Source organism: Halomonas alkalisoli (genome assembly GCF_021412585.1).
GTDB classification, from domain to species: Bacteria; Pseudomonadota; Gammaproteobacteria; order Pseudomonadales; family Halomonadaceae; genus Halomonas; species Halomonas alkalisoli.
Genome location: NZ_JAKCMI010000046.1, coordinates 76,720 through 89,202 on the forward strand (window position 1 = coordinate 76,720; position 12,483 = coordinate 89,202).

14 protein-coding genes are annotated in these 12,483 nt (G+C 65.4%); 1 reads left to right on the plus strand and 13 read right to left on the minus strand.

Annotated elements, in window-relative coordinates; translation table 11 throughout:
- The first annotated feature begins 187 nt into the window (after window positions 1–187).
- Window positions 188–1,111 (plus strand): YihY/virulence factor BrkB family protein, encoded by a 924-nt coding sequence (locus LY622_RS21935; protein WP_234292836.1) that lies wholly within the window; start codon window positions 188–190, stop codon window positions 1,109–1,111.
- A gap of 44 nt (window positions 1,112–1,155) precedes the next feature.
- Here the strand turns inward: LY622_RS21935 and LY622_RS21940 are convergent, their stop codons facing one another.
- The 13 genes from LY622_RS21940 to urtB all read right to left on the minus strand — a co-directional run bounded on the left by LY622_RS21940 (window position 1,156) and on the right by urtB (window position 12,412).
- On the minus strand, window positions 1,156–1,377 hold the full coding sequence (locus LY622_RS21940) for a LapA family protein (RefSeq protein WP_234292837.1): 222 nt from the start codon (window positions 1,375–1,377) through the stop codon (window positions 1,156–1,158).
- A gap of 133 nt (window positions 1,378–1,510) precedes the next feature.
- Complete coding sequence (locus tag LY622_RS21945) at window positions 1,511–2,107, minus strand: HupE/UreJ family protein (protein ID WP_234292838.1); 597 nt, start codon at window positions 2,105–2,107, stop codon at window positions 1,511–1,513.
- A 60-nt stretch (window positions 2,108–2,167) separates the two neighbouring features.
- Window positions 2,168–2,800 (minus strand): urease accessory protein UreG, encoded by a 633-nt coding sequence (ureG, locus tag LY622_RS21950; RefSeq protein WP_234292839.1) that lies wholly within the window; start codon window positions 2,798–2,800, stop codon window positions 2,168–2,170.
- Window positions 2,801–2,886: 86 nt separating this feature from the next.
- Window positions 2,887–3,621: an urease accessory protein UreF gene (locus LY622_RS21955; RefSeq protein WP_234292883.1), complete on the minus strand. Its 735-nt coding sequence runs from the start codon at window positions 3,619–3,621 to the stop codon at window positions 2,887–2,889.
- A complete protein-coding gene (ureE, locus tag LY622_RS21960; RefSeq protein ID WP_234292840.1) occupies window positions 3,611–4,192 on the minus strand; it encodes an urease accessory protein UreE in 582 nt (193 codons plus the stop codon). The genes LY622_RS21955 and ureE overlap by 11 nt, the downstream gene beginning before the upstream one ends.
- Window positions 4,193–4,523: 331 nt before the next feature.
- Window positions 4,524–6,239 (minus strand): urease subunit alpha, encoded by a 1,716-nt coding sequence (gene ureC / locus LY622_RS21965; RefSeq protein WP_234292841.1) that lies wholly within the window; start codon window positions 6,237–6,239, stop codon window positions 4,524–4,526.
- Window positions 6,236–6,568, minus strand: coding sequence for an urease subunit beta (locus LY622_RS21970; protein ID WP_234292890.1), 333 nt, complete (start codon window positions 6,566–6,568; stop codon window positions 6,236–6,238). Before LY622_RS21970 ends, ureC begins: the two co-directional genes overlap by 4 nt.
- A gap of 41 nt (window positions 6,569–6,609) precedes the next feature.
- Window positions 6,610–6,912, minus strand: coding sequence for an urease subunit gamma (ureA, locus tag LY622_RS21975; RefSeq protein ID WP_114478961.1), 303 nt, complete (start codon window positions 6,910–6,912; stop codon window positions 6,610–6,612).
- A gap of 17 nt (window positions 6,913–6,929) precedes the next feature.
- Window positions 6,930–7,823 (minus strand): urease accessory protein UreD, encoded by an 894-nt coding sequence (locus LY622_RS21980; RefSeq protein ID WP_234292842.1) that lies wholly within the window; start codon window positions 7,821–7,823, stop codon window positions 6,930–6,932.
- Between the two features lie 232 nt (window positions 7,824–8,055).
- Window positions 8,056–8,754, minus strand: coding sequence for an urea ABC transporter ATP-binding subunit UrtE (urtE, locus tag LY622_RS21985; protein WP_234292843.1), 699 nt, complete (start codon window positions 8,752–8,754; stop codon window positions 8,056–8,058).
- Window positions 8,754–9,593 carry an urea ABC transporter ATP-binding protein UrtD gene (gene urtD / locus LY622_RS21990; RefSeq protein ID WP_234292844.1) on the minus strand — a complete coding sequence of 280 codons (840 nt, stop codon included), beginning with the start codon at window positions 9,591–9,593 and terminating at the stop codon, window positions 8,754–8,756. The genes urtE and urtD overlap by 1 nt, the downstream gene beginning before the upstream one ends.
- Window positions 9,590–10,735, minus strand: coding sequence for an urea ABC transporter permease subunit UrtC (urtC, locus tag LY622_RS21995; RefSeq protein WP_234292845.1), 1,146 nt, complete (start codon window positions 10,733–10,735; stop codon window positions 9,590–9,592). The genes urtD and urtC overlap by 4 nt, the downstream gene beginning before the upstream one ends.
- 3 nt (window positions 10,736–10,738) lie before the next feature.
- On the minus strand, window positions 10,739–12,412 hold the full coding sequence (urtB, locus tag LY622_RS22000) for an urea ABC transporter permease subunit UrtB (RefSeq protein WP_234292846.1): 1,674 nt from the start codon (window positions 12,410–12,412) through the stop codon (window positions 10,739–10,741).
- Window positions 12,413–12,483 lie beyond the last annotated feature (71 nt).

Below are 12,483 nucleotides of genomic sequence, written 5' to 3' on the forward strand. Positions count from 1 at the left end.
CAGCCAGCAAGGCAATAAATCAGGCCCACCCTGGTTGTCGATTTTCGCGTAGCCTAATACCTTTATCAGATACCTTTATCAGAATGAAACGTGGCCTGACGGTGACAGGGGCGTAACATGGGAGAACGTCGAAGTACTCGCTGCTGACGGTCGGTTACAGCAAACTGAGCACAAGGACGGCAAACGCATGTCTCGAGTACGCAAAGCGCGGAACGTCGTCTTCGTTATACTCCCCCGCGTGGGGAGCTTTGCCTGGCGCGTCTTGTCCGCCTTTCTGCGCAACCACGGCATCCTGCTGGCCGGAGGGGTCGGCTACAATATTCTTCTCTCCATCGTCCCCTTGTTCGCCCTGATAACGGTATTGTTGACCCAGGTCGTTCAGGAACAGATCCTGCTCGATGTGCTCAGCGTCCAGGTGCTGCACCTGGCCCCGGCCCACGCCGAGCTACTCATGGATGCTGTACGCGCCCTGCTCGACTCCCGCGATGCCATCGGGCTGTTCGGCCTGCTCGTGCTCCTGGTCTTCAGCTCCTTCGCCTTCCGTATGCTGGAGGATGCGCTGGCGATCATCTTTCACGCCCCCGACCCGCACAAGGGACGCAGTATCTGGGTCTCGGTGCTGCTTCCCTACGCCTTCATGCTGGTACTGGGCACCGGCCTGATGGCACTCACCCTGCTGGCCACCCTGGCTGAAGTCATCAATGCCATGTGGCTAGCCATCTTTGGCCGAAACATGCCTTTTGCCGGCCTCTCGGAGCCGCTGCTCAACCTGTTCAGTTTCTTCGGCGTCTTCATCCTGTTCAGCGCCATCTACAAGGTGCTGCCTGTGGTGAAGATCGCATTGAGGCGCGCCATCGTGGGCGGCTTCGTGGCGGCACTGCTGTGGGAGGGGGTGCGGCTGATACTAGTGTATTACTTCGTCAACCTCTCCTTCGTCAACGTCGTCTACGGCTCCCTGGCCGCCCTCATCGTGGTGTTGTTGAGCCTGGAGGTGGGCGCGATCATCCTGCTGCTGGGTGCACAGGTGATCGCAGAGCTGGAGTACAACGCACGTCGAGGGCTACCGTGGCACGTGGACTCACGCCGGCAGCCGGTCACCCACCTGGATTGAAGCAAGCAGCACAATAATGGCAGGCCATGCCCCGATGGCCTGTCTCAAGGCCGATGGGCCCGGTCGGTGCGCAGGCGCCGGATCAGCGTCCACAGGCTCTTGCCAGTGAGCATACCCAGCAGGTAGATGACCACCAGGAGTATTGCCATGGGCAACCTGAGGCTCCAGGTGAGGAATCGCACTTCAACCATGACGATATTCTGTACGACGAGAATCAGTACCAACGCCGCAATAAAAATCTTGACCGCCAGCAACAGCTTATCCATGCACGCTCTCCGTCGAATCGGACTCCTTCAAGCTGAGCCCAGGCGCGTCGCCTGTCAACTTCCTGCTTTCAACCACCAGCCGTCAACAAGCCACCCGTACCTTCCCGGGTGGCCGCAGGGTAAAGCAGGTGGCTCAGCCCAGGGCGAAGAGTGCCCCGGCAGCGGCAATCGCGACCCCGAGGCCACGCACGAGACGGCTCTCGCGCGCCATCAGGATGCCGCCGAGCAGGCGACCGGCGTAGGTAATGGCAAGCGTGGCCAGGGTGAAACCCGCCAGGTAGGCGAGCATCGAGACGCCGTGGGGCATCTCGTTACCGTGGGCATGGCCGTGAAACAGCATGAACAGCACGACCACCCCGGCACCAAGCACACTGGGCACCTTGACCAGGGCGGCGATCAGCACACCGGCCAGCAGCACCGACAGGGCGATCCCGAACTCGACCCCGGGCAGGGCCAGGCCACCCCAGGCAAGGCCGGCACCCAGCAGCATGCCGCCGGCCGCGAGCAGGGGCGCCCCCAGGCGCAGCGGGCGAGACTGGCGAAGGCTCCAGAGGCCGATGGCCAGCATCGCCAGCAGGTGGTCGAGCCCCAGCAGCGGGTGACTCAGGCCGGCCGCAAAGCCGCCTTCGTGGTGATGACCGGGGTGGGCAACGGCCAGGCCGGCTACCAGCAACAGGGCCGGCGCGGCGGCCAAGGCCGCCCGGGTGGCGGGGGAAATAGCTGACATCATGAGAACGTTCTCCTGAGCGATGACTGGAACGATGGTGAGGCGATGATGGGAAGTCGGTTGTCAGACGGCCGCAGCCTGGGGCCGGCGCTCCGGCAGCATGCCGCGGTCGAGGATGAAGCGGATGATCGTCTCCAGGCCCACCCCGTCATAGAGATTGGTGAAGACGAAGGGGCGCTCGCCACGCATCTTCTTCGAATCCCGCTCCATGACATCCAGCGAGGCATGCACCTGCTCAGCGATATCGATCTTGTTGATGATCAGCAGATCCGACTTGGTGATGCCGGGCCCGCCCTTGCGCGGAATCTTGTCGCCGGCCGAGACGTCGATCACATAGAGGGTGAGATCGGAGAGCTCGGGGCTGAAGGTGGCCGACAGGTTGTCGCCGCCGGACTCCACCAGCACCAGCTCCAGGCCGCGATGACGCGCCTGCAGGTCGTCGATGGCCGCCAGGTTCATGGAGGCGTCCTCGCGAATGGCGGTATGCGGGCAGCCGCCGGTTTCCACCCCGAGAATGCGATCCGCCGGCAGCGCATCGTGCTTGAGCAGGAAGTCGGCATCTTCGCGGGTATAGATGTCGTTGGTGACCACGGCAATATCGTAGTGGTCACGCAGCGCCAGGCAGAGCTGCTTGAGCAGTGCCGTCTTGCCGGAACCCACCGGGCCGCCGACGCCGATACGTAAACAGTGTGTCATGTCGATCTCTCCTTGGCCGCTTGGGCGGCTTTGTCAGGTTCATGGGATGCCGGGCCAACTGCTGCCTGGTGACATCCGCTGTTCCATCAACTGCGAAACAGCCGCGAATATTGGGTTTCGTGTAGTGCGCTGGCCAACGCCAGGCCAGGCAGCACAGGTCCCAGCTCGTCGTCCTCCAGGGCCAGCGCCTCATCCACCGCCGTCACGAGGGCCGGGCGCAGCCGCTCCACCAGCCGCTGGGCCGAGGTATGGCCAAGCGGCAGCGCCTTGCAGGCCACCGCCAGCTGGTTCTCCAGCCAGGCCCAGGCGAAGCCGAGCAGCGCCTGGCGCACCGGCACGCCACGGACATGGGCCGTCCAGGCGAATGCCGTCACGTAGCCGGCCCCCGGCGGCAGCGCGGGCGACGCTCTCGAAGGACTTTTCTCAGGGCTATTCGGCAGCAGGTCGAGGCTGCCCAGCAGCCGGATCAGCGAAGCCCCCAGGCGCGAATCTTCCGCCGCCAGCTCGGCGGTTTCGCGGTTGGCCGCAAGCCACCGGTCCCACTCGGCCACCGCTTCCCCATCGCCTGCCGCCCAGGCCGCCTGAAGACGCGCCAGCACCGGCAGCTCGCACCGGGTCAGGCCGTCCTCCAGCACCCCTTCCAGCCACTCGCCGAGGCTCGCCTCATCGCTGACCCAGCCCAGCTCGAAGGCACTCTCCAGGCCCTGGGAGAAGGCGAAGGCGCCGATAGGCAGTGCCGGGCTGACCAGTTGCAGGAGCCCCAGCAGGGCGAGGTCATCGCCCCCTCCCTGCCCCGCCACCGCTGCCCGTTCAGTGGGCATGGGTGTGGCCATGTCCATGGGGGTGGCTATCATGATCGTGCTCGTGGTCGTGGTCGTGGTCGTGGTCGTGGTGATGAGCCTGAGAGTGTGAGTGTGAGTGAGGGTGTGAGTGCCCATGACCCAGCTGGTTATAGGCACCGGGCTCGGGGTCGAACGGTGCCTGATGCCGCTCAAGGGTCGCCCCCAGCAGCTCGGCCAGTTCCTCCAGCACATGGTCCGGCGGGAAGCGCACCCAGCCCTGGTCGGGCCTGGCATCGTCGCTGCCCAGGGCTAGCTGCACATGGCGATTGCCCAGGTGGTAGGCCAGCCGCGCCAGCGGCAGGCCGGCGGCTACGCGTGCCGTGACTACCGGTTCGATGGCCGCCCTGATGCGCACGATCTCGCCGCTCTCCGCACGCAGCCCCTCGCCGTCGCGCAGCACCGGGCCCCGGTCGAGGAACAGGCCGAGCTCTCGGCCGGCAGCGCTTTTCGCCTTGAGCCGGCCGCGAATACGCAGCTCAAAGGGCAGCGTCAGGGTGTCGCTGGCCTGGTCGGCCGCGATGGGTCCCAGGCGTTCGGTCAGTTTCAGCATCGTTCATGTCCTTTTTGAGCTTCGAATCCGCAGCCCATTAACCGCGGCTAACCCGGCGACAGGTCTAGGCGGGGGCGCTGTAAATACTTCCCTGTACGCTACCGATTCCTTCCCTGGAATCGGACCCCCGCTGCGACCTGCCCCCGGCGCCGCTAATGTTGGTGGTCATTGCCCCGGCTTGCCTCGAACTTCATCCATGAAGCTCGACTCGAAGCAATCGGCGAGCGTGATGTAGCGCGCGAAGCACGGAGCGCAAAAACCGGAGCATAGTGGGCTATGTGAGGATTTTGAGCACCGCGCGACAAAGCGATACGCACGCGCAGCCATTGGTTCAAAACAGGTGGTAGCGCTGGGCCAACGGCAGCTCGGTGGCCGGCTCGCAGGTCAGCAGCTCGCCGTCGCAGTGCACCTCGTAGGTCTGCGGGTCGACGGTCAGCTCCGGGCAGGCGTCGTTGAGTTTCATGTGCTGCTTGCGCACGCCGCGCACGTTGCGACACGCCGAAAGCTCACTGTGCAACCCCAGCCGCTCCTTGATGCCGGCCTCGATGGCCGCCTGGCTGACGAAGCTGAGGCGAGTGGCGCTGGCCGCACGGCCCAGGGCACCGAACATGAAACGGTAATGCACCGGCTGCGGCGTCGGGATCGAGGCATTGGGGTCGCCCATGGGGGCACCGGCGATCATGCCGCCCTTGATGATGAGTGCCGGCTTGACGCCGAAGAAGGCCGGGTCCCACAGCACCAGGTCGGCCAGCTTGCCCAGCTCGATGGATCCCACCTCATGCGCGATGCCGTGGGTGATGGCCGGGTTGATGGTGTACTTGGCGATATAGCGCTTGGCGCGGAAATTGTCGGCGCCCAATGCCGCGTCTTCCGGCAGCAGCCCGCGCTGCACTCTCATCTTGTGGGCGATCTGCCAGGTGCGGCACACCACCTCGCCCACCCTGCCCATGGCCTGGGAGTCCGAGGCGATCATGGAGATCACCCCCAGGTCGTGAAGAATGTCCTCGGCAGCGATGGTCTCACGGCGAATGCGCGAGTCGGCGAAGGCCACGTCCTCGGGTATGTTCGGGTCCAGATGGTGGCACACCATCAGCATGTCGAGATGCTCGTCGATGGTATTGACCGTGTAGGGCCGCGTCGGGTTGGTGGACGACGGCAGCACGTAGGACTTCGCGCAGGCGGTAAGGATATCCGGCGCATGGCCGCCCCCCGCCCCCTCGGTATGGTACGTATGAATGCCGCGCTCCTTGAACGCCGCCAGCGTGTCCTCGACGAAACCCGACTCGTTCAGGGTATCGGTATGAATCGCCACCTGGACGTCGTACTCGTCGGCGACGCTCAGGCAGTTGTCGATGGATGCCGGGGTGGTGCCCCAGTCCTCGTGGAGCTTGAGGCCCATGGCGCCGGCAACGAGCTGGGCCTCCAGCGCCTCCGGCAGGCTGGCGTTGCCCTTGCCCAGCAGGCCGATGTTCATGGGCATCTCGTCCACCGCCTGGAGCATCTTGCCGATGTGCCAGGGCCCGGGCGTGCAGGTGGTGGCCTTGGAGCCGGTGGCGGGCCCGGTACCGCCCCCGAGCATGGTGGTAATGCCACTCATCAGCGCCTCCTCCACCTGCTGGGGGCAGATGAAGTGGATATGGGCGTCGATACCGCCAGCCGTCAGGATCATGCCTTCGCCGGCGATGATCTCGGTGCCGGGGCCGATGACGATCGCCACATCGGGCTGGGTATCGGGATTGCCCGCCTTGCCGATGGCTTTGATGCGGCCGGCCTTGAGCCCCACGTCGGCCTTGACGATGCCCCACCAGTCGAGGATCAGGGCATTGGTGATCACGGTATCCATCACCGCGTCGTCATGGCGCTGGCTCTGGCCCATGCCATCACGGATCACCTTGCCGCCGCCGAACTTGACCTCGTCGCCGTAATGGGTCGCATCGTCCTCGACCTGGATCCACAGCTCGGTGTCGCCCAGGCGCACCCGGTCGCCGGTGGTGGGGCCGTACATGTCGGCATAGGCCTGGCGGCTGATCTTGTTATCGGGCTTCATGGCTTGCCTCCCTTGTCCGCCGTGTCGATCACGCCCATCACCTCGCCGCGGAAGCCATACACATGACGACGGCCGACGAAGGGAATCAAGGTCACCTCGCGGGACTGGCCGGGCTCGAAGCGGATGGCCGTGCCCGCCGCCACGTCGAGGCGGTGCCCACGCGCGCGGTCGCGATCGAAGGTCAGCGCCGGATTGGCCTCGGCAAAGTGATAGTGGGAACCGATCTGGATCGGCCGGTCGCCGGTATTGGCGACCTCGATACTGATCCGTTCACGCCCCTCGCAGAGCGCGATCTCGCCATCCTTCAGTTGATACTGTCCTGGAATCATGGGGCCGGGAATCATGGATGTTTTCCCTCCTGCAGCCAGTGTTAGACGATGGGCGAATGAACCGTGACCAGCTTCGTTCCATCCGGGAAAGTCGCTTCCACCTGCACCTCGTCGACCATCTCGGCCACGCCCTCCATGACGTCATCACGGCTGAGGATCTCGCGGCCGTAGCTCATCATTTCGGCGACGGTGCGGCCGTCACGGGCGCCCTCCATGATCTCGGCACTGATCAGGGCCACCGCCTCGGGGTAGTTGAGCTTGAGCCCGCGCGCTCGGCGACGTTCGGCAAGCAGGGCGGCGGTAAACAGCAGCAGCTTGTCCTTGTCTCTGGGGGTCAGTTCCATGAGATTCTCCTGGAGAGTCAGGTAAACCAGATACGGGGGGGATGGGCACATGTACCGCTCAGCAGCGGCCTGAGACACGCCCAGGCCTGCTGGCAGATTTCCCATGCCTCATTGCGTTCGTTGCCCAGATAGCGCAGCAGCAGGACGCCATGACGCACCGTCACCGCCCAGCGTGGGCTGGTGGCTATGGCATCACGCAACGCTTCGATGGCCTCGCCCTCGTCGCCCAGCCCCACCGCCCATAGCGTGGCCTGCACCGTGGCGCCACCCTGCCCCCAGCGCCCGGCGAAACGCGGGTGCAGCGGGTCCAACGGCTGGCGTTCCAGCCAGAGCGGCTTGCCGTCTCGCATCAGGCGAAAGCGCTGGTCGATGCGGCCGGAGACATAGGGCAGGTCGCTCGCCGGACGCCCCAGCGCCAGCACCTCCCAGCCCAGGCAGCGCGCCGAGCCGGCAAGGTCGATATGCGTCGACTGCTCTCCCATGGAGCCGTCGAAGGCGATGGTCTCCTGGGGCAGCCATTCGAGAATGGCGCCGTCGGCCACTTCAAGGTGGGTCTGCTGGCCCCAGGCCACGCCATGGCTGTCGGCGCGGTAGAGCTTGTTGGCGGCGGGCGTAGTCAGCAGCGCACGGGCATCCGCGCCCACCCGGGCCGAGATCGCCAGCCTGTCGCCACTGACCAACCCTCCCGGCGGATGCAGCAGGTAAACGTGGCAGGTGCCCGACCGTCCTTCGGGATAGAACGGCCGCTGTACCCGTAGCGGCCCCTGGTGACGCGCACGAACCATGCGCGTGACCCCGTCACGTGCCTCGAAGGCGAGTGCCAGCGAGGCCGCCCAGTGGCGCCCCGCATCGAAGCGGTGGCCGGAATCCGCCGTCGGCATGTTGTCCAGTGAGGTTTCGCAGGCAGTCATGGGTGCCCCGTGGCAAAGCGTGTCTGACTCTGTCTCAGCAAAGGTCGTACCAGAATGGTGAATGCCCATGTTTGCCATTCTGGAACAATGCTTTACGACGAAATGAGAGGGCGAATAGACCGGCTGTCGACGCTTCGTGGTGCATGAAGCCGCCTGGCGACGCACCATGTCAGTGCGGTGGCCGCCAGGCAAACGCCATTACAGTGCAGAGGAATGGACACCTGGCTGTCCGCTACACCGTCAGGTGCTCCTTTATCAGCCCGTCCGACAGCTCCCCGATGTCTCCCTTGGCCACCGGGCGACCACGGTTCATGATCACGAAGCGATCCGCGTACTTGCGGGCGAAGGGCAGCTTCTGCTCCACCAGCAGCACCGTGAGGCCATCCTCGTCGATCAGCTTGCGGATCACCTCGCCGATCTGGGCGACGATATTGGGCTGGATCCCCTCCCCCGGCTCATCGAGGATCAACAGGCGGGGCTCGATCACCAGCGCCCGGCCGATGGCCAGCTGCTGCTGCTGCCCCCCGGAGAGATCACCGCCACGGCGGTGTTTCATCTCGGCGAGCACCGGGAACAGCTCGAACACCCGTTCCGGGATGCTGCGCTTGCCATCGCGGCGTGCCGCCAGCCCGGTACGCAGGTTCTCCTCCACCGTCATCAGCGGAAATATCTGGCGTCCCTGGGGCACATAGCCGATGCCCAGGCGCGAGCGCTCCTCAACCCGCTTCCTGGTCAGCTCAACGTCATCCGCGTAGCGGATGCTGCCGCTGGAGATGGCCACCTCGCCCATGATCGCCTTGAGCAGCGTGGTCTTGCCGACGCCGTTGCGCCCCATCACGCAGGTGCACTGGCCGGCAGGCACGTCCAGTTCGAGGTCCCACAGGGTATGGCTCTCGCCGTAGTACTGGTTGAGCTTGTCGACGGTCAGCATCAGGCCACCTCCTCTTCGGCGTCGGCCCCCAGGTAGACCTCGACCACTTTCGGGTCGTTGGACACCTGGTCCATGCTGCCCTCGGCCAGCACGCTGCCCTGATGCAGCACCGTCACCTTGCGCGCAATGGAGCGCACGAAGCCCATGTCGTGCTCCACAACCACCACCGACTGCTTGCCGGCAAGGCCGGTGAGCAGCTCGGCGGTGCGCTCCATCTCCTGCTCGGTCATGCCGGCCACCGGCTCGTCGACGAGCAGCAGACGCGGCCGCTGCATCAGCAGCATGCCGATCTCCAGCCACTGTTTCTGGCCATGGGAGAGGATGCCCGCCGGACGCAGGCGAAGCTCGGCAAGGCCGATGGTTTCCAGCACCTCCTCGATACGATCGCGAATGGCCGGCGTCATTCTTGCCGTGAGGGTCGGCAGGATGCGCTTGTCCGCCGCCATGGCCAGCTCCAGGTTCTCGAACACCGTCAATGCCTCGAACACGGTGGGCTTCTGGAACTTGCGGCCAATGCCGAGGCTGGCGATCTCCGGCTCGTTCATGGTCAGGAGATCATGGCGGCTGCCGAACCACACCTTGCCGGCATCGGGGCGGGTCTTGCCGGTGATGATGTCCATCATGGTGGTCTTGCCGGCCCCGTTGGGCCCGATGATGCAGCGCAGCTCGCCGTCGTCGATGGTCAGGTTCAGGTCGTTGATCGCCTTGAAGCCATCGAAGCTGACCGTGACGTCCTCGAGGTAAAGGATGGGCCCATGGCGCACATCCACCGGCGATGCCGCCGGCACCAGGAAGTCGAACACACGATCCCGGTCGGCCAGTGATCTGAGAAAGTTCATGCCGATACCTCCTTGCCGCGGGGAGTGGGCGATGCGTCGTCCTCGCCCCGGTGTTTCCGGCGCCGGACACGATAGGCCAGCAGCCCAGCCACCCCCTTGGGCAGGAATACCGTCACCAGCACGAACATCGCGCCCAGGGCGAACAGCCAGGCATCCGGCATCACCCCGGTGAAGACCGTCTTGGCGTAGTTGACCAGGATGGCGCCGATCACCGCGCCGTAGAGCGTCGCGCGGCCGCCCAGCGCCACCCAGAGTACGATCTCGATGGAGAAGACCGGCGAGAATTCGCTGGGGTTGATGATGCCCACCTGGGGTACGTAGAGCGCCCCCGCCAGGCCGGCCAGCATCGCCGAGACGACGAAGACGAACAGCTGGAAACGCTCGACCCGGTAGCCGATGAAGCGCGTGCGAGCCTCCGCATCGCGGGTCGCCACGCAGACCCGGCCCAGCTTGCTGCCGACGATGGCACGGCACAGGACGTAGCCCACGGCCAGGGCCACCCCGGTGGCGATGAACAGCCCCAGCCGGGTGGCATCGCTGCGCAGGCTGAAGCCGAGGATGTCGCGGAAGTCGGTCAGGCCGTTGTTGCCGCCGAAGCCCATCTCGTTGCGGAAGAAGGCCAGCATCAACGCGAACGTCAGTGCCTGGGTGATGATCGAGAGATAGACGCCGGTCACCCGCGAGCGGAAAGCCAGGAACCCGAACACCAGTGCCAGCAGGCCCGGTGCCAGCAGCACCATGATGAAGGCGAACCAGGCCATGTCGAAGCCGGTCCAGTACCAGGGCAGGCTGTCCCAGTTGAGGAACACCATGAAGTCCGGGAGTTCGGGGTGACCGTAGACGCCGCGGTCGCCGATCTGGCGCATCAGGTACATGCCCATGGCATAGCCGCCCAGGGCGAAGAAGGCGCCGTGCCCCAGGCTGAGTATCCCGAGGTAGCCCCAGATCAGGTCGACCGCCACCGCCAGCAGCGCATAGCTCAGGTACTTGCCCAGCAAGTTAACGGTATAAGCACTGACATGGAGCGGGTGCCCCTGGGGAACGGCCACGTGCAGGATCGTCACCAGGGCCAGGGCGGCGAGCAGCACGCCGAGGAACAGCTGGGTCGATCGCTCGGTAAAGGGTCTTCCAAGCCAATGCATGCGTTAGCCCTCCGCTGCCCGGCCCTTCTGCGGAAAGAGTCCGCGGGGGCGCTTCTGGATGAAAAGAATGATGAAGACGAGCACGATGATCTTGGCCAGCACGGCACCCGCCCAGGGCTCGAGCACCTGGTTGATCACGCCCAGCGACAGTCCCGCCACCAGGGTGCCCCAGAGGTTCCCCACCCCGCCGAAGACCACCACCATGAAGGAATCGATGATGTAGTTCTGCCCCAGGTTGGGGCCGACGTTGGTGAGCTGGGAGAGCGCCACCCCGGCCAGGCCGGCCACCCCGGAGCCCAGGGCGAAGGTCAGGATGTCGACCCGGGTCGCACGGATGCCCATGGAGCGTGCCATGGCCCGGTTCTGGGTCACGGCGCGCACCTCCAGGCCGAGCCGGGTGCGTCGCATGACCAGCATCAGCCCGGCAAATACCACCAGCGCAAAGCCAAGCACATACATGCGGTTCAGGGTCAGCGACAGGGCGTCGTTGATCACCAGGGAGCCGCTCATCCACTCGGGGGTGATGACGGTTCTGTTGAGTGGTGAGATGCCGGTTCTCACCAGCTGCTGGAGAATCAGGCTGATACCGAAGGTGGCCAGCAGCGTCTCCAGCGGGCGCCCCTTGAGGAACTGGATCACGCCGCGCTCGATGGCGATGCCCGCCAGAGCGGCGACCATGAAACCGGCGGGAATCGACAGGATCAGCGCCAACCCCGGCTGGCCCGGCAGCAGCTGCTGCATCGCCCAGGTGGTATAGGCGCCCAGCATGATCAATTCACCATGGGCCATGTTGATCACGCCCATCACGCCGAAGGTGATGGCCAGGCCGATGGCGGCGAGCACCAGCACCGAGCCCAGGCTCAGGCCGAAGTAGAGGGTCTCGAGTCCGCGGTTGATGCGCAGGTTCTGCTCGATGCTGTTCAGCGCCGCCTGGGCGGCGTCGGCGACCACCGGGTCATCGCCCATTACCGCACGATTCAATGCCACCCGCACCCGGGGATGGAGGCTCCCCTTCAGGTCGGCAACGGCATCGACTTCCCCCTGCTCCAGGCGGTGGATCGCCAGCGCCTGGGTCAGCCTGGCACGCACCCGGCGATCCTCCTCCTGCTCGATCACACCGGCCAACGGCTCCGCCAGGTCGGCATCGACCTCGCCGAGCAGCCGTTCCGCCGAAGCGCGGCGCAGCGCCAGGTCGGCCGAGTAGAGGTCGACCACGGCGATGGCGCTGCGCAGCTGATTGCGCAGGGCATTGTTGATACCGATGCGATCCAGCTCGCGGCGGGACATCTCACCGAGTGCCTCACCGGACAGCGCATCCTCCACCGGCCATTCGCGGCCACGGTTGTCGAGCACCACCACGAAGCGGCCATCGTCGGTACGCTGCAGGCGACCGTCGAGGAGTGCCGAGAGCCAGTCGCGGGCGCGCGGATCGTCACTCTGGACGATGGCGTCGATGGCTTCGCCCTTGGCCGGATAGGAGGCGACATCCAGCGCTTCGAGCAGCTCGAGGGCCGCGGCGTCATCGCCGGCCTCGGAAGACTGTGCTTGTGCAGCCCCGGCCGTGAGACACAGGGAGAGCAGCAGGATCAGCAGCGCCAGGCAGCGAGAAGGTCGGCCAGCAGCGCTGCCGGCACTCGCCTTGACCGCCACTGGCCAGGGCAACGGGAAAATCCTCATCGGAGCTTTCCTTTGGATAGAGACAAGATGGCGTGCGCCCCGCCGCCCGGCCGGACGGCGGGGAGATCGAC

Coding starts and splice junctions, on each gene's coding strand:
- LY622_RS21935 (WP_234292836.1), top strand. CDS start 188: ATGTCTCGAGTACGCAAAGCGCGGAACGTCGTCTTCGTTATACTCCCC.
- LY622_RS21940 (WP_234292837.1), bottom strand. CDS start 1,377: ATGGATAAGCTGTTGCTGGCGGTCAAGATTTTTATTGCGGCGTTGGTA.
- LY622_RS21945 (WP_234292838.1), bottom strand. CDS start 2,107: ATGATGTCAGCTATTTCCCCCGCCACCCGGGCGGCCTTGGCCGCCGCG.
- ureG (WP_234292839.1), bottom strand. CDS start 2,800: ATGACACACTGTTTACGTATCGGCGTCGGCGGCCCGGTGGGTTCCGGC.
- LY622_RS21955 (WP_234292883.1), bottom strand. CDS start 3,621: ATGCCCACTGAACGGGCAGCGGTGGCGGGGCAGGGAGGGGGCGATGAC.
- ureE (WP_234292840.1), bottom strand. CDS start 4,192: ATGCTGAAACTGACCGAACGCCTGGGACCCATCGCGGCCGACCAGGCC.
- ureC (WP_234292841.1), bottom strand. CDS start 6,239: ATGAAGCCCGATAACAAGATCAGCCGCCAGGCCTATGCCGACATGTAC.
- LY622_RS21970 (WP_234292890.1), bottom strand. CDS start 6,568: ATGATTCCAGGACAGTATCAACTGAAGGATGGCGAGATCGCGCTCTGC.
- ureA (WP_114478961.1), bottom strand. CDS start 6,912: ATGGAACTGACCCCCAGAGACAAGGACAAGCTGCTGCTGTTTACCGCC.
- LY622_RS21980 (WP_234292842.1), bottom strand. CDS start 7,823: ATGACTGCCTGCGAAACCTCACTGGACAACATGCCGACGGCGGATTCC.
- urtE (WP_234292843.1), bottom strand. CDS start 8,754: ATGCTGACCGTCGACAAGCTCAACCAGTACTACGGCGAGAGCCATACC.
- urtD (WP_234292844.1), bottom strand. CDS start 9,593: ATGAACTTTCTCAGATCACTGGCCGACCGGGATCGTGTGTTCGACTTC.
- urtC (WP_234292845.1), bottom strand. CDS start 10,735: ATGCATTGGCTTGGAAGACCCTTTACCGAGCGATCGACCCAGCTGTTC.
- urtB (WP_234292846.1), bottom strand. CDS start 12,412: ATGAGGATTTTCCCGTTGCCCTGGCCAGTGGCGGTCAAGGCGAGTGCC.